This window comes from Streptomyces sp. NBC_00009 (assembly GCF_045040855.1).
Lineage (GTDB): Bacteria > Actinomycetota > Actinomycetes > Streptomycetales > Streptomycetaceae > Streptomyces > Streptomyces aureus.
In genome coordinates this window covers 8,736,572-8,751,182 of sequence record NZ_CP108312.1, presented here as the reverse complement: position 1 = coordinate 8,751,182, position 14,611 = coordinate 8,736,572, and the positions used below count along the sequence as shown (strand labels likewise).

The 14,611-nt window shown below is 68.2% G+C and carries 13 protein-coding genes and 2 pseudogenes; 6 read left to right on the top strand and 9 right to left on the bottom strand.

Translation table 11 applies throughout. From position 1 onward, the window contains the following. Window positions 1-15 precede the first annotated feature (15 nt). The gene (locus tag OHA58_RS39880; protein ID WP_405475286.1) at window positions 16-1,896 is read left to right on the top strand and encodes a M64 family metallopeptidase; all 1,881 of its coding nucleotides are present in this window, start codon (window positions 16-18) and stop codon (window positions 1,894-1,896) included. A 21-nt stretch (window positions 1,897-1,917) separates the two neighbouring features. Here the strand turns inward: OHA58_RS39880 and OHA58_RS39875 are convergent, their stop codons facing one another. Continuing rightward, window positions 1,918-2,148: a hypothetical protein gene (locus OHA58_RS39875; RefSeq protein ID WP_405475289.1), complete on the bottom strand. Its 231-nt coding sequence runs from the start codon at window positions 2,146-2,148 to the stop codon at window positions 1,918-1,920. A gap of 113 nt (window positions 2,149-2,261) precedes the next feature. On the opposite strand from OHA58_RS39875, the gene OHA58_RS39870 reads away from it, so the two are divergent. Next, window positions 2,262-2,531, top strand: a complete 270-nt coding sequence (locus tag OHA58_RS39870; RefSeq protein WP_405475291.1) for a hypothetical protein — start codon at window positions 2,262-2,264, stop codon at window positions 2,529-2,531. 352 nt (window positions 2,532-2,883) lie between these two features. Next, window positions 2,884-3,570: a hypothetical protein gene (locus OHA58_RS39865; RefSeq protein WP_405475294.1), complete on the top strand. Its 687-nt coding sequence runs from the start codon at window positions 2,884-2,886 to the stop codon at window positions 3,568-3,570. Between the two features lie 48 nt (window positions 3,571-3,618). Here OHA58_RS39865 and OHA58_RS39860 read toward each other — a convergent pair whose 3' ends face one another. Together OHA58_RS39860 and OHA58_RS39855 are read right to left on the bottom strand one after the other, a co-directional pair. Next, a complete protein-coding gene (locus OHA58_RS39860; RefSeq protein WP_405475296.1) occupies window positions 3,619-5,013 on the bottom strand; it encodes an alpha/beta fold hydrolase in 1,395 nt (464 codons plus the stop codon). 158 nt (window positions 5,014-5,171) lie between these two features. After that, complete coding sequence (locus OHA58_RS39855) at window positions 5,172-6,017, bottom strand: IS5 family transposase (protein WP_405484663.1); 846 nt, start codon at window positions 6,015-6,017, stop codon at window positions 5,172-5,174. A 252-nt stretch (window positions 6,018-6,269) separates the two neighbouring features. On the opposite strand from OHA58_RS39855, the pseudogene OHA58_RS39850 reads away from it, so the two are divergent. Continuing rightward, window positions 6,270-7,062 (top strand): annotated as a pseudogene (locus OHA58_RS39850) (IS5 family transposase). A gap of 289 nt (window positions 7,063-7,351) precedes the next feature. Here OHA58_RS39850 and OHA58_RS39845 read toward each other — a convergent pair. From OHA58_RS39845 to OHA58_RS39820, 6 genes are read right to left on the bottom strand one after another with little or no spacing between them, the layout of a single operon-like run. Then, the gene (locus tag OHA58_RS39845) at window positions 7,352-8,425 is read right to left on the bottom strand and encodes an LLM class flavin-dependent oxidoreductase (RefSeq protein ID WP_405475298.1); all 1,074 of its coding nucleotides are present in this window, start codon (window positions 8,423-8,425) and stop codon (window positions 7,352-7,354) included. Between the two features lie 12 nt (window positions 8,426-8,437). Then, window positions 8,438-9,301 carry an ABC transporter substrate-binding protein gene (locus OHA58_RS39840; protein ID WP_405475300.1) on the bottom strand — a complete coding sequence of 288 codons (864 nt, stop codon included), beginning with the start codon at window positions 9,299-9,301 and terminating at the stop codon, window positions 8,438-8,440. After that, window positions 9,302-10,030: an ABC transporter ATP-binding protein gene (locus tag OHA58_RS39835; RefSeq protein ID WP_405475302.1), complete on the bottom strand. Its 729-nt coding sequence runs from the start codon at window positions 10,028-10,030 to the stop codon at window positions 9,302-9,304. It abuts the gene before it with no gap. Beyond that, on the bottom strand, window positions 10,027-10,863 hold the full coding sequence (locus OHA58_RS39830) for an ABC transporter permease (protein ID WP_405484665.1): 837 nt from the start codon (window positions 10,861-10,863) through the stop codon (window positions 10,027-10,029). Before OHA58_RS39830 ends, OHA58_RS39835 begins: the two co-directional genes overlap by 4 nt. A gap of 47 nt (window positions 10,864-10,910) precedes the next feature. Beyond that, complete coding sequence (locus tag OHA58_RS39825) at window positions 10,911-11,909, bottom strand: NrtA/SsuA/CpmA family ABC transporter substrate-binding protein (RefSeq protein WP_405475304.1); 999 nt, start codon at window positions 11,907-11,909, stop codon at window positions 10,911-10,913. Window positions 11,910-11,918: 9 nt separating this feature from the next. Next, window positions 11,919-12,941: an ABC transporter substrate-binding protein gene (locus tag OHA58_RS39820; RefSeq protein ID WP_405475306.1), complete on the bottom strand. Its 1,023-nt coding sequence runs from the start codon at window positions 12,939-12,941 to the stop codon at window positions 11,919-11,921. A 440-nt stretch (window positions 12,942-13,381) separates the two neighbouring features. Here OHA58_RS39820 and OHA58_RS39815 point away from each other — a divergent pair, with 440 nt between their 5' ends. Further along, complete coding sequence (locus OHA58_RS39815; RefSeq protein WP_405475308.1) at window positions 13,382-14,155, top strand: IclR family transcriptional regulator; 774 nt, start codon at window positions 13,382-13,384, stop codon at window positions 14,153-14,155. After that, a pseudogene (locus OHA58_RS39810) lies at window positions 14,152-14,337 on the top strand (2-phosphosulfolactate phosphatase); the annotation flags it as partial. The gene OHA58_RS39815 and the pseudogene OHA58_RS39810, both read left to right, overlap by 4 nt. Between the last annotated feature and the right edge of the window lie 274 nt (window positions 14,338-14,611).

The window sequence follows — 14,611 nt, the reverse complement described above, 5'->3', positions numbered from 1 at the left end:
CTTGAAGGAGGACCAGTGAAGGTCGTCGACTTCGCCCTCGGGGACGCGAGCCGGGTCGCCCACGGCTGGACCATCGCCGTGCTGCCCGAGGGTTACACACAGGTCGAACTCGACGCCGGGCTGTTCGACGCGGACGTGGCGAAGTTCGTCAAACGGCTGCTGGTGACCTCGCCGTTCAACGATGCCGGCCTGCGGCCACTGCTGAACGTGGTCAAGGTCCGCAAGGCGTCGGCGCACACCGGAAACACCATCCACCTCATCACTCCGACCCCTACCACGTCCCCCTTCGGCACCATGTTCGGCGCCATGTTCGGCCGGGACACCTTCCAAGGGCATCAGATCGAACGTATCATCTTCGGCGATGACGCTGCCGTGAAGAAGGCCGTGCACGACGAGCCCGGCCTCGGGCCGGTGAACCACTTCCTCGTCTTGATAAACAACACCCAGACCGACGGCGGATGCATGAGTAACGAGGTCGGCTGGTTCACCAAATTCAGGGCTTCCTGGCCCGACGTGGCCATCCACGAACTCGGGCACCAGGCGTTCAGGCTCGCCGACGAGTATCCCTATCGGAACGACTTCTCGGACCCGGTGTCCACGCACCCCGGTGGCGACCCGACTGTCCCCAACGTCACCACGGTCACCGATGTCGCCACCATGAAGTGGGCCGAGGTCCTCACTCTGCCGCAGTCCCAGGTCCCCACCACGGTGCGGGCCACTCCCTGCGTGCGGAACCACCCGGTCATCGCGGCGAACCCGCCGATTCCCGCGGACGCCGTGGGTGCCTACGAGGGCGCGCAATACCACGACTGCGGCGTCTTCCGACCGTCACTTCAGTGCCGCATGCGGGAGAGCACTCGACCGTTCTGCCGGGTATGCGAGATGACTGCACATATCGACATCGGCCACTACTTGGTCGACGTGCGCGCCGGAAGTGAGTACGGCGCCGGGGCCTGGACGCATGTGCAGAGCCTCGCGGCCGGCGCGAACCCGGAGCGCATGCTGTCGTACAACGCGGCCACAGGCGCCTACGCGATCTCCGCCGCCGCCACCTACCGGTTCCCGATCCGCCGCCCCGACGGCACTCCGCCGATCGACTCCCACGACCCGGCGGTCGGGACCGGATCCCTCGGCGCCGGCTGGACCTGGCTGGCCCCCTTCGACTTCGGTGGAACTCTCCACTACTTCGGCCATCAGTTCGGCTCCGGTATGCAGGGCATCTTCGCGATGGACGCGACGTTCACCTCGGTCAGCCTCACCCACGCCACCCCACCTGGTCACGCCTCGCACACCCACGTCGTGACCCTCAACCTGGGCGGGGCGCCGCACTATGTCGGCTACAACAGTCTCACCGGCGACGCCGGGCTGTTCCGCCTCGACAGTGACACCGCCGATCCGGTGCCCGTTTCCACGATGCAGTGGGGTGCCGGCCACACGGCCGTCGTGGCCATCATGATCGGCAGCGAGCCCTACGTCATGACCTACCGGATGAGCACCGGCGAGTTGATGATCCGTCATCTCACCTCGTCGAGTTTCACCATGACCTTCGCATCGCCATCCGGATTCTGGAAACGCAACATCACTCATGTGGCACTGCTGGATCTGGCCGACCGCCCGTACCTCGTCCGCTACTCCAGCTTTGACGGCAGCGCTGCCGTCCATCACGTGCGTGACGGCGGGACAGGTGTAGACCTGGTGTGCCGCGTTCCGCCCCTCGGCCCCGGGGCTCTGTCGATTCCGGACCTGGGGTCCGCGGCTCTGTCGATTCTCGGTGCGGGTGCACCAGTGATGGGTCGCGTGCAACTCCCCGAGCCGAACAGCGGCCGGAGCCCGTGGCTGTACATCTACAACGCCCTGAAGCAGACGCTGAACCTCACTCCCGTGGAGGCGCGTTGATCAAGGGGCGGACGTGTGGATCTATGGTTCTGGGCTGATGCCGCCGTTCTCGTCCATCTCGAAACGGAGGCTGTCCACCTTGCCCGAGTTCTTGATCGCGTACGGCCCCGTGGCGAACGCGGCAGCCGACCAGCCGATGAAGGACACCTTTGACACACTGCGTGTGGTGCGGATGTATTCGACGACGGTGCCGGGTTCCTCCTGATGATCGCTCTGTGAGCTGGTCAGTACGAACGGGTACCTGGGCAACAAGGGCTGCTCCACCTCCCGGAAGGGATCGACTGGATCAACCTCCGTGCTGAAAACGCTCAGTCTGTCGAGGCGAGGGGTACGCTGCGCCCGACCCCGAATCGAGGAACAGCACGATGACGAAGCGCGGTCTCCCCCATCCCGAGCACCTGCGCCTGGGCCAGGTCCTCTCCGGCGTGCGGAGCCAGTTGGTGCACGAGCAGACCGGGTTGATGAACGCGTACCCGCGGACAGGACCGAGGGCCTTCCCGGCTGAGCAACTGCAGGTGGCGATCGAAGCGTTGGATCAGGCGCGCATGGCGCTGGAGGAGGCCGTGGTCGATGAGCACCCCGAAGTGCCGAGACGCAGGACTACTACCCGTACGAAGAACATCGGGCGGAGCTAGTGGTGCCGGAGAAGCCAGTCAGCCGCCCAGGCCGAGTCCGCTTCGGGCGACAGGAGCCCTGAAGTAGCCGGAGAAGCGGTGAGGTCGCCAAACGGCGGCGACGCCCCGCGCGCTGAGGGCGTCCCGGCGAGAGCTGAGAGGTCGCCGCCGCCAAGGATCGTTCGTCGCGATGCAGCACGAGGCCTAGGTCGGACGCCCGTCCATGTCGGCGGCGCGCTCTCGCTCAGAATCTTGATCACCAGTCGAGCCACGTTGAGACGAACGCGGCGGTGGTGGCGCAGCCCGTCTTACGTCCGGGTGGTAGTTCGGCAAGGACCCGTTGTGAGAGAGCCGGTGGCGGATACTGACGGCCATGGCGATGAGCGTGGGCTTGGGGCCGAAGGAGCTGAAGGCAGCCCTGGAGGGTGTGATGCCCTGGCTGACGCCGACTGGTCACGCGTCGGAGGCGTTGGAGAAGCTGGACCGACCGCTGCTGGCCTGGATGAAGGACCCCGACCTCCACATGTTCGACTCGGCTGCGCACTACGCCGAGTACGCAGACCAACCGGGCGGCCTGTCCCAGCTGGAACGCAAGATCGCGAAGTCGCCATCCCGTCCGGAATGGGAGATGGAACGGGTGCGGTCGCCGGACGAGGAGACCGACGAGGCGTATGACGCCGCCTATGAGAAGGCGTGTGTGACGATCGGCGGCCGTCGGCTGCATCCGCGTGATCTCGACGCCTACACCACCATCGCCTACGAGCTCGCCGACCTCGCAGACCAGGACGCTACAGATCTCCTCCAGGTCCACGAACCGGGTCTCATCCGGCCAGAGTCGAAGGACGCGTCGACCGCCGGGGAAGCGACGGCCGTCCTGCCACACCTGGACAACCTCGTAGAACCCGGCGAGGGAGAACGTCCGGCGGGATTCCTCCCGTACCGCCGCTGCGCCGGCGCCGCGGCGGACGATGCCGCGGCCCGCCGTTCGGGCGAGGGCGCGCAGACGGCGGACTCCACCTCGCCGGTGCCTGTGGCGGCCCTGACGACGGCGCAAGGCTGACGTATGGCCCCTGGGCCCCCACGGTTCGCGGTCGAGGGCTCGGCTGTTCTACGGAGCCGGGCTGATGTCGCCGTTGGTGTTCATGTCGAAGATGCCCTGGGTCTTGCCGTCGACCTTCAGGTGCTTGAGCCAGTGCTTCGAGAGGTTGTGCACGTTCTTGTGCTGCATCTCCCACACCACCGAATGCCCGGCGCAGTCCAGCTTGACCATCAGCTTGTGGTCGCCGGCGATGGCGTTGTAGAGCGCGGGGACCGAGAAGTTGAATTCCGGATCTTCGCTCGACGTGTTCACCTGCCTGTCGTGCTCCCCGTACGCGATGAGGACCGGCACGCTGCCGCCGAGGACGCCGCCCTGCGCCGCGGTGGTCTTGTTCCAGCCCCACCGGACGAAGTTTCTGATGCGATTGCGCCCTTCCCCGTCCGGACCCCACGTGCTGCCCACCGGATCGCTTTTCATGATCGCGTCCCACGCCTTGTCGCGCATCTCTTCTTCGCGCTGTCCCTCGCAGTGCACCTCGTTGCCCCACCCGTTCCAGGTTCCGTCTTTCGTGCTCAGGAACGTCGGGAAGCCGGGCTGCGGCAGCGGGTCGGGGGCGTTCGACGTGCCCTCGGGCGGGAAGATCGGCGCCAGCAGGAACAGGCTCGACACCTTGCCCGGGTTCTTGACCGCGTACGGCCCCATCGTGAACGCGGCCGCGGACCAGCCGATGAAGGCGACCTTCTTCACCCCGCGCTCGCGGATGATCCACTCCACGACGGTGTTCAGTTCGTCCCGGTCGCTGTTCGAGTTGGTCAGCTGGAACGGATAGTTCGGCGGGCCCGGCGTGAAACCTGGAGGCCTCGGCTTCAGAAGGTTCTGCTGGGCGGGGTTGACGTTGCGAGGGTCCTCCATCTTCGGCCGCGGCGACAGCCCCGAGCCCTGGAGGTCCATCATGAAGACGTCGTAACCGGCCTTCGCCAGCGCATCGGCCCAGCTGTACGACTTGAAATCGAGATCAAAGCCCGCGAGCACCGGAACGCTCCGGCCGTGGAGCATCAGGACGGCCGTGCGCTCGTCGGGGTGGCCGGGGGGCGTGCCGTCGCGCTCCCGCACGAAGAGTTCGACGTCCTCGCCCCTGTTCGCGGGGACGGTGGACTTGTGGGGTACCCGGTGGTCTTGCACGGTGACGGGCATGAGGATCCGTTCTATGAGCTCGGCCGGGGCGTCGTTGCCCCGCCCAGACCACGCTCGATGCGCGGGACCGTCCGCGCCACAGCAGGGGACCAGTCGTGTGACGTGCACTTTCTCCGTGCCGACGGCGGCCTGCTCCTGCTCGTCGTCCTCCAACGGCGACAGCGACAGCGCCACCCCGTCGGCGGTCAACTCGCCCGCCAGCCCCGTCAGCCCGGCGTGCCGCTCAGCGACCTCCCGCACGATCCGCCTCGGCGTGTTCTCCGCGTCCATCCGCCGCCCGTTGCGGGAGCTGAGCAGCGGCCTGGAGGCAAGCGCCGATGCGACTACTCTACGAACGCCAGACCGGCAGGCGAAAAGACCAGACCGGTAGAACGCGCCTCATTGTGTTAGCCGCTGTAAGAGGACGTTCCGGCTGAAGACATGACAGTTCAGGGATTGTGCCAAGTTATGGGTGTTTCACCCGTTGCTCGTTTCGCGAGGTTGGAGATCATCGCGAGCCGGATCATGCTCTCGGAGTGGGCGGGTTTGGTCTCATAGTCCCGGGCGAGGCGTCGGTGCATCATGATCCAGCCGAAACTTCGCTCCACGACCCACCTTCGCGGAATCACAGAGAACCCTTTGACCTGCGCGTTTCTCGGGACGACGTTGACGTCGATGCCGACGGTGGCGCCGTGCTCGATGGCCTGGGTCTTGTAGCCGGTGTCGACCCACGCCTTGGTGATCGTGGGGTGGTCGGCGGCGATCTGAGTGAGGAGCTGTTTGCCGGCCTCGTTGTCGGAGACGCTGGCGGCGGTCACCATGACCAGCAGTAATAAGCCGAGGGTGTCGACGACGATGCTGCGTTTACGGCCCACGATCTTCTTGCCGGCGTCGGTGCCCTGGGTGTCAGTGGGCACGCTGGGAGCGGTCTTGATGCTCTGCGCGTCGATGACGCAGGCGGTGGGCTCGGCGGCGCGTCCTTCCTGCTCACGGACCAGTCGGTGCAGGCGGACGCCGAGTTTCTCGATGGTGCCGTCGGCTGTCCAGTCGCTGAAGTAGCTGAACACGGTGGTGTGCGGAGGGAAGTCGTGCGGCAGGTAGCGCCAGGGGACGCCGGTCCGGTTGAGGAAGAGGATCGCGTCCATCACTTCGCGCAGGTCAGTGACCTTGCCGCCGAGGTTGAGCGAGGTCTTCTGCCGCTCGGCCCGCCATGCCGTCAAGGTCGGTTCCATCAGTGCCCAGCGGGCGTCGGACAGGTCACTCGGGTACGGCTGGCGCTGCTGCGAAGAGGTCATGGGGATACTCATGCACGGGGCTCCTGGTCGGGCATATCGCTCGATCAGGCGAGGCAAAAGCCAACTTCAGGCGCGTATTCGAACCGGACATGAGCTATCGGTAGAAAACAGAGTAAAGGGCAAGGCCAGGTGCGTCTCGACCGAAGAGACATACCGCTTGTTCTGCCTGTACAGGCTGATTCCCGGCAAGCGCCAACTGCCGTAAACCGCCGTATAGATGACACGAACGCCCTCTAAGACCGTGTTTGAGATCTGTGGTGTCCAGCGGCCCGGGTGGTCGTTGAGTCTCATGTGAATGCTGCTGGGGGTGGGTATCCGTCCGACCTGACGGATGAACAGTGGGCGCTTGTGGAGCCGTTGCTGCCGCTCGCCAGGGTGGGCCCGAAAGGCGGCCGACGGGAGAAGCATCCACGGCGGCGGATCTTGGACGCGATCTTCTACGTCGTGCGGACCGGGTGCGCTTGGCGGCAGCTACCGAAGGACTTCGCGCCATGGCCCACGGTGTACTGGTACTTCACGTGGTGGCACGACGACGGGACGGTCGAGCGGATCCACGACGCCCTTCGCGGCCAGGTCCGCGAGGCCGAGGGCCGCGGCGCCGAACCGAGCGCGGGACTGATCGACTCGCAGTCCGTGCGTACCGCCGACACCGTCCCTGCGGCCACCAGGGGCTTCGATGCGGGTAAGAAGGTCAAGGGCCGCAAGCGGTTCCTCGTGACCGACACGCTCGGTCTTCTCCTGGCTGTCCACGTGGTCGCCGCGAACGTGCAGGACCGCGACGGCGGAAAGCGCCCGCTGCTGTGGACCCGCCTCGACCATCCGAGCGTGCGGAAGATCTGGGCCGACCAGGGCTTCGCTGGCCGCCTGGTGGACTGGGCCACCCAGATCCTCGGCCGCGAGCTGGAGATTGTCCGCAAGGACCCTGGCCAGCGAGGCTTCCAAGTGCAACCGAAGCGGTGGGCAATCGAACGCACTGTCGTGGATCATCGCCAACCGACGCCTGGCCCGTGACTACGAGACAAGCCCGGCGCATTCGGAGACCTGAAGTTCCCCCGTGATGTCGGACACTCGATACTTACGCCGCGAGGGCGTGTCCTTGTTCGTGTCGTTGCCGGATCTCCAGCGGGGTGAGGTAGCCCCAGACCGGGTGCTTGCGCAGCCTTTCGTGAAGGCCGCCAGTTAGCCACCAAAACTGGAACCTGAGAGGTGGGGCAGGTCAACCTGTCACCCAACCCTGCATCAGACCCGGCACTCCAAAGCACCAGCTCGACTTGCAGGAGTGACATCGGCCGACGCGGTGAGCAAGCGGCGTCATGGGAGATGTACGGTGCGTGTCACGCCCGGATTCCCAGCGCCGGGAGTACCGTTTCGGCGACTCGGTAGGCCTCCTCCAGGAGCGGGTTGCCGGACAGGATGAAGGTGTCGACGCCCAGCTCCTCGTACTCCTTCAGGCGCTCGACTACCTGGGACGTGGAGCCGACGACGGCGGTGCCCGGTCCTGGCCGGAACAGGCTCATGCCAGGCCAGAGGTTCAGATGGACCTCGAGTTCACGGGCGCGCGCCGGGACCTTGCCGCCGTGCTGGCGGAACTGGCGCTGCCAGCCGACGCCGTCCTCGCCCACCCTGTCGCCGAGCTGGCGCGCATAGGTGGCCTCGCTGGTGACGTCGAGCAGCCGGTCGGCGGCGGCCCACGCCTCGCCCTCGGTGTCGCGGACGATCAGGTGCAGCCGCAGCCCGATGCGCAGGGTCCGCCCGTACGCGGCAGCGCGCTCACGCACCCGGTCGAGCTTCTCCTTGAGCAGGTGCGGCGGTTCGCCCCAGGTCAGATAGGCGTCGACGTGCTGGGCGGCCATCTCGATGCCAGGCTCCGAGGAACCTCCGAACCAGAGCGGGACGTGCGGGGCCTGCACCGGTTTCAGGTCGCGGAAGGATGCACCCGCGTCCCGGAGCTCGTAGAAGCGGCCCTTGTGGTCGAAGACCTCACCGGCGGTCAGCCGTTTCACGATCGACCAGTACTCGGCGCTGAGCGCGTAGCGCTCGTCGTGCTCGACCTGGAGGCCGTACTCGCGCAGGGCCTTCGTCGAGCCGTTGACGACGTTGAAGCGCAGCCGGCCGCCGAAGAGGGTGTCGAAGCTGAGCGCCATCTTGGCGAGGAGCGTCGGGGAGATCAGGCCGGGGTGGACGGCGATCAGCGGTTTGAAGCGGGTGCTGGTGGTGGCGGACAGGGCGCTGCCGAGCGGCCACACGTCGTACAGGTCGGTGGCGAGCAGCGCGCCGGTGAAGCCGAGGCGTTCGACGGCGCCGGCGAGCTGCTGGAGGTAGCCCAGGTCGACGGGCCGGCGCCCCGCCGGCTCCCAAGGGTAGGCACCTTCGCGCGGAATGATGTACCAGAGGACTTCGGGGGCCATGTCACGTACTCCTCAGGCCTTGTGGGCGACGGCGCGGGCGACCCTCACCGGGCGCTCGATGAAGCCGGTGCGGAGGAAGATGTCTGCGGCCTCCTGCTGTTCGGCGAGGAACGCGTCGCTCACGTCCTCAATCTGCCAGGGCAGCGCGCGCAGGGCCGTCTCCCAGTCGTCGGCGGCGCCGCCCTGGTACTCGGCCGCGATCTCGGCAGCCTCGCGCGGGTGTGTCTCGGCCCAGTCGTCGGCGCGCCGCAGTGCCCGGGTCAGCGCCTCGACGACCTCGGGCTGCCCCTCGGCGAGTTCCCTGCGGGTGAAGAACACCGAGCGGTCGGTGATGACGTCGCCCGTGGGCACAAGAACGCGGAGGCCTCCGGCGCGGCGCGCGGCGGCGAGCTGCGGGCCCTGCGCGACCCAGGCGGCGATCTCACCGGAGCGCAGCAGCTTCTCGCTGTGCTCGTCGCTGCGTACGGCGGTGATGTCGGTGGCGTACGAGAGTCCGGCGTCGTCGAGCGCCTTGGCGACCAGATGGGTCTGCCAGGAGCCGATCGCCAGGTGGACGGTGCCGCCCTTGAGGTCGGCGACGGTGCGTACGGGGCTGTCCTCGGTGACGAGGAGTGCGCCGTGGTCGGGGCGCGGCGCCGAGATTGCCGTGTACACGATGTCGTGCCCGGTGGCCTGGGCGGTGACGGGCGGGGTCGATCCGGTGCCGCCGAAGTCGATCACTCCCTGGGTGAGGAGCTCGCCAGTGCGCACGCCGTTCGTGTAGGTGTGGAAGTCGACCGTCTCCCCGACGGCGGCGAGTTCTTCGGCCGCGTAATCGAGGCGCGAGAGGTAGTAGAGGGTCGGGTTGCTGTTGTGCACACCAATGGTGATGGTCACTCAGATCACTCCGGTTTCAGCAAGATTGGCAGTCTCGGCGAGCTGCACGCCGAGGTCGTTCAGGAGCCGTCGCCGCAGCGTGGCGAAGGCGGAGTCGCCCGGGTCGCGCGGGCGGTCCACGGTGACGGGCTCGTCGGTGACGAGCCGGCCGTCGCGCAGGACGCAGACGCGGTCCGCGAGGCGCACGGCCTCCTCGACGTCGTGCGTGACGAGAAGCACGGCTGGGCGGTGCACCCGGCACAGCTCGCCCACCAGGTCCTGCATCTTCAGCCGGGTGAGCGCGTCGAGGGCGGCGAACGGCTCGTCGAGCAGGAGGAGTTCGGGCTCCCGGACGAGGGCACGAGCGAGCGCGACGCGCTGCGCCTCGCCGCCCGATAGGGTGGCGGGCCAGGCCCGGGCGTGCCGTTCCAGGCCGACCTCGGCGAGCGCACGCCGGCCGCGCTCCGCCTCGCCGCGCGGCAGCGCGACGGTCACATTGGTCAGCACGCGCTTCGAGGGCACGAGCCGGGGCTCCTGGAAGACGATCGTGCGCGCCCGCGGAACCAGGACCTGTCCCCCGTCGCTGCTGTCCAAGGCCCCGAGGATCCGCAGCAGTGTCGTCTTGCCGCTGCCGCTCGCGCCGAGCAGCGCCACGAACTCGCCCCTGCCGATGGTGAGGTCGAGACCGTCGAGAACAGCTCGCTCACCGAACACCCGCCGCAGACCGCGGACTTGTACGGCGGTGCTCATCGGCCCGCCCCCTGCCCTGCTGACCGCCAGGGCATCAGCACCCGTTCCAGAAGCCGCACGATCCCGTCGGCGATGAGGCCGAACAGCCCGTACACGAGAATGCAGACCGCCAGGATGTCGGTACGGGCATAGCTCTGCGCCTGCGCCATCAGGTAGCCGATTCCGGCCGTCGCGTTGATCTCCTCGGCCGCGATCAATGCGATCACGCTGAGCGTCATGGAGAGCCGGAGACCGGCGAGCAGCGACGGCAGGGCGCCGGGCAGGACGACATCGCGCACGATGCCGATCCGGCTCATCCCGAAGCTGCGCATCGCCTCGATCAGTTTGCGGTCGGTGTTGCGCACTCCGCTGGAGGTGGAGACGTACATCGGGAAGGTGGTGGCGACGGCGATCAGCAGGATCTTCGCGATCTCGTTGATCCCGAACCACACCATGAACAGCGGGACCAGCGACAGGAACGGGATGGTGCGCAAGGTCTGCAGCGAGGAGTCGAGAAGTTCGTCGCCCAGGCGCGTGAAGCCGGTGGTGATGCCGAGGGTCAGGCCCGCGGTGAGCCCGATGAGCAGGCCTATGCCGGAGCGGGTGAGGGAGGTGGCGAGCGCGTCGGGCAGCTGGCCGTTGCCCCACAGCTCACCCACGGCCCGGCCGACGCCGGCGGGCGACTCGAGGATGTCAGGGGTGAGCGCGCCGGTGGCGGAGGCCGTCCACCACAGGGCCAGCAGCACCAGTGGACCCAGGGCTCGTACCGTCAGCGAGTACGTCCGGGAGCGGGGCCGCCGAACAGGCGCGCGCGGGAGGACCAGTCCCTCGTGGGCCGGCTCTTTTTGGGTCAGCTCTTCGTGGGACGGACCTTCATGGGTCACCTCCTCGTGGGTCGCCGTCACGACAGCTTCCCGACGTCTATGAGGTGGGCGGCGATGTCGACCTCGGTGCGGGTCACCTTCTGCTCGGCGTAGAAGTGCGCGACGTCCTTGAAGCGCTTGGTGTCGGCGTCGGTGATGGGTTCGACGGTTCCGCCCTTGCGGGTGAACTCGATCTGGATGCGCTTGGCCTCGCCGGTGAGCGCCTGGGGTCCGGCGTCCGTGGTGACGTTGAGGTACGCGGCCGGGTTCTTCTTCTCCTTCACGCTCCCGTCGTGCAGGTACTGGTAGATCGCCTTGACGACCTCGGGATGCTGGTCCGCGAAGGCGGTGCGGACGGCGGTGAGACTGTAGTTGTCGGAGCCGATGGCCTGCCCGTCGGCGATGAAGTGCGCCTTGCCGGTGCCGAGTTCGGCCACGGAGTACGTCGCCCAGACCGCCCAGGCTTCGACCTTGCCCGCGTTGAAGACGGCGGCGGTCTGGTCGGGGCGCAGGTAGACCCGCTCCACCTTGCTCGCCGGGATCCCTTCCTTGGCGAGGGCCTTGAGCAGCAGATACTCACCGGTGCCGCCCTGGTTGACAGCGACCTTCTTGCCGACCAGGTCCTTCACCGAGTCGATGCCCGAGCCGTCCTTAGCGAGGATGCCCTCGCCCACGGGGTCCGGCGCGGTGGCGCTGAAGAACTTGAATCCGGGGGTCTGCGTGAGGGACGTGATGCCGGAGGTGATGGAGCCGGTGGCGATGTCCAGCTGGTTCGCGTTCAGGGCCTGGGCCGCGGGCGCGAACGGACCAGCACTGCCGGTCCAGGCGACCTTGGCGTGCACCTTCGACAGGGCCTTGGCCAGGGAGCCGTCCTTCTTGCCGAGGGCGAGCACTCCGGCGTTGCCGGGGTCCGGGATACGCACGGTGACCTCGGCCTTCTTGGCTCCGGTGTCGGCCTCCGAGGTCCCGCAGCCGGTGAGGACGGCGAGAGCGGCGACGGAGGCGAGGGCAGCCGAGGTGATTCGGGGGATGCGCATGGCAGGTCCTTACGTGTCCGTTCTGGACGAGGCGGCGGAAGGATGGAGACGGGCGCGGCGCAGCGGCTCGGGGTCGGCCCAGGCGCGTACGTCGACGGGTTCGGGCAGGACGCCGTGCGCGCGCAGGGCGGACTCCTGCTGGGCGAGCAGGGTGAGGCGTTCCTCCGACAGGTCGGGGTGGAGGGTGCGGTGGGTGCCGGGGCGGTAGGCGCCCTGGACGCCCTCGGCGCCGGCTCCGGTCTCGGCGCCGAGGATGCGGGCGACGTCCTCTGGCCGGTCTGCGGCCCAGTCGGCGGCGCGCAGCAGCACCGCGAGGAAGCGGTCGACGAGGTCGGGGTGGTCGTCGAGCAGGCTCTGGTGGACGGTGATCGGGCGCGGTGTGCCGTTGTTCACTCGATGCCTGCGGTCGGGCAGTTCGTCGAGTTCGACAGCTACCTCGGCGCCGGCGCGCCGGGCCGCTTCGACGGCCAGGGCGCCCTTGACGTACACGGCGTCCACGTCGCCGCGCCGCAGCGCCTCGAGTTCTGCGGCCCACTGCCCCGTATGACCGTCCGCCGGTACGTCGACGAGCGCGGCGTCCTCCAGCGTGAGTCCGGCGGAGGCGAGCGCGCCCTCGAAGCCGCGCAGGGCCATGGCACGCCAGAAGTCGACGGCGATCGTGTGCTTGGGCATGGCGAGGCGCTGACCGCGCAGTGCGGGCGCGCCGCGGAGGCCGGAGCCCGGTGCGACGAGGATCGTCTGCCGTTCCTCGATCCAGGTGAGACCGATCAGGCGGGTGGGCTCGCCGCGTGAACGGGCCCACAGCGCAGGCACGTTCCCGCCCTCTCGGAACAGGCCTGGGAGGGCGTGCGTGTAGTGGGTCTGCCTGGTCGTGGCGTCGATGTCGGGTGCCGCGTCCTGCAGGGACCGTACGGCGATGCCGTCGGGCGCGAACTCCGCTGTCAGCCAGCGCCGGTCGGCGGCGATGCCGGTCGCCGTGGGCACGGGACAGCGGGTGAACCACAGCGTGTCGGGCACAGGGGTATGCGTCATGGACTCTTCCAGGAAGGGCGTTGCCTCGGAACAGGCGAGGCAGTGAGGTGTGCGGCAGGCCGGCGCGGCGGCCGGCCTGCCGGTGACGCTGCCGGACCGGATGTGGGTCAGCGACAGGACATGCTGGAGACGCGCCCGAGATCGATGTGGCGGCGCGTGGTGAAGGCAGGCGGAACGGCGGCGTCGGTCATCGCACTGTTCCCTTCCCTGCGGCTTCCCGCCGGGCGGCCCGGCGGGGTGAGCGCAGCCTGACACGAGCCTGAACACCCGGGCAAGCAGCTTCCCATAATGTGGGAACGGGTGTGAACGGGGCATTTCAGAGGGTGGTTTGAGCCTCTCGACTGTGCCGTAATGTGGGAATCTCCGGGCCTGAGCCGAACCGGAACCGGGACCCGAGTCAGAACCGGAACCAGAAGCCGGAGCCATGGGAGGAGCCACGCATGACCCAGGCCCCGCCGTCAGGCGCGCAGGCGGTACGGCGCGCCCTCGACGTCCTGCACTGTTTCCACGACAACGCCCCGGACCTCAGCGCCTCGGAGCTCGCGCGCCGTCTCGAGCTCTCCACCTCGACCGCGCACCGGCTGGCCCGCACCCTGCTCGGCGCCGGGTTCCTGGAACAGGACGCGCGAACCGCCCGCTACCGACTGGGGCCCGCCGTCACCGAACTGGGCCGCCTCTCCTACCACCAGCGCGGACTCCACCTCGTCGCGCCCGAACTGGCAGATCTGGCCCACCGCACCGGCGCAACGGCCGACCTGGCGCTGCGCAGCGGTCCGCATGCCGTGATCGTGGCGGGCGGATCCGTCACGCCGAAGGTGGGCCTGCGCAGGCCGCTGCACTCCACGGCACTCGGCAAGGTGCTGCTCGCCTGGCCCCGTGCGGGCGAGGGCGGTGCGGAATCGCTGCCGCCGCTGCGCGCCTTCACGGACCGCACCATCGTCGACCCCTCGCGCCTTGCCGAGGAGTTGGAACGGGTGCGCGCCGACGGGCACGCCCTCAACGACGGCGAGTCGGCGTACGGAATCCGCACCCTGGCCGTGCCCGTGCTCGATCACGCGGACTCCGCGCGCTTTGCGCTGGCCGTCCGCGCCACACCGGAAGTCATCACGGCGGACCGCATGGACTGGTTCCTCACCCAGGCCCGCACCTGCGCCCGTGCCCTGGAGATCCTCCTGCTTCCGCCGTCCGAGCGCAGATCCGCGGTCATGACATGAGGGCACCGAACCGTTCCGGGTCCGATGGGGACTCCGAAGTGCCCCGGCGCTTCCGGTTCGTCTCCACCCCAGAGCCGGCCGAGACTCCGTCGGGGGCTGTGGTCGTAGACGTCATGCGGGCCTTCACCCTGGCGGCCTGGGCGTTCGCGCGGGGAGCCGAGAAGATCGTCCTGGCCGAGTCCTGGATGCGGCCCTTGAGTTGAAGAGCGACAAGGGCTACGACTACGACCACCTGCGATGCTGGCTCCGGTCCCCGAAGATCACCCAGCGCATCGCCCGGTCATCGAGTCCTTCGAGTCCTTCGAGCGGCGGGGACGCCGCCGATGGACAGCAGATCGTGCCCCATTCGGCGTGCCACGGTCCACGGTGCACAGGCACCTCGACAAGTCCAAGACTTGTCCCCGCCAGCCGAAGAAAGCCGCGCCACGAAGTCCTGACTGCAACTTGCTGACTGAC

Excerpts from the sequence above, each read along its gene's own strand:
- OHA58_RS39870 (WP_405475291.1), top strand. The coding sequence starts at position 2,262 with ATGACGAAGCGCGGTCTCCCCCATCCCGAGCACCTGCGCCTGGGCCAG.
- OHA58_RS39865 (WP_405475294.1), top strand. The coding sequence starts at position 2,884 with ATGGCGATGAGCGTGGGCTTGGGGCCGAAGGAGCTGAAGGCAGCCCTG.
- OHA58_RS39860 (WP_405475296.1), bottom strand. The coding sequence starts at position 5,013 with ATGGACGCGGAGAACACGCCGAGGCGGATCGTGCGGGAGGTCGCTGAG.
- OHA58_RS39855 (WP_405484663.1), bottom strand. The coding sequence starts at position 6,017 with ATGACCTCTTCGCAGCAGCGCCAGCCGTACCCGAGTGACCTGTCCGAC.
- OHA58_RS39845 (WP_405475298.1), bottom strand. The coding sequence starts at position 8,425 with ATGGCCCCCGAAGTCCTCTGGTACATCATTCCGCGCGAAGGTGCCTAC.
- OHA58_RS39835 (WP_405475302.1), bottom strand. The coding sequence starts at position 10,030 with ATGAGCACCGCCGTACAAGTCCGCGGTCTGCGGCGGGTGTTCGGTGAG.
- OHA58_RS39825 (WP_405475304.1), bottom strand. The coding sequence starts at position 11,909 with ATGCGCATCCCCCGAATCACCTCGGCTGCCCTCGCCTCCGTCGCCGCT.
- OHA58_RS39820 (WP_405475306.1), bottom strand. The coding sequence starts at position 12,941 with ATGACGCATACCCCTGTGCCCGACACGCTGTGGTTCACCCGCTGTCCC.
- OHA58_RS39815 (WP_405475308.1), top strand. The coding sequence starts at position 13,382 with ATGACCCAGGCCCCGCCGTCAGGCGCGCAGGCGGTACGGCGCGCCCTC.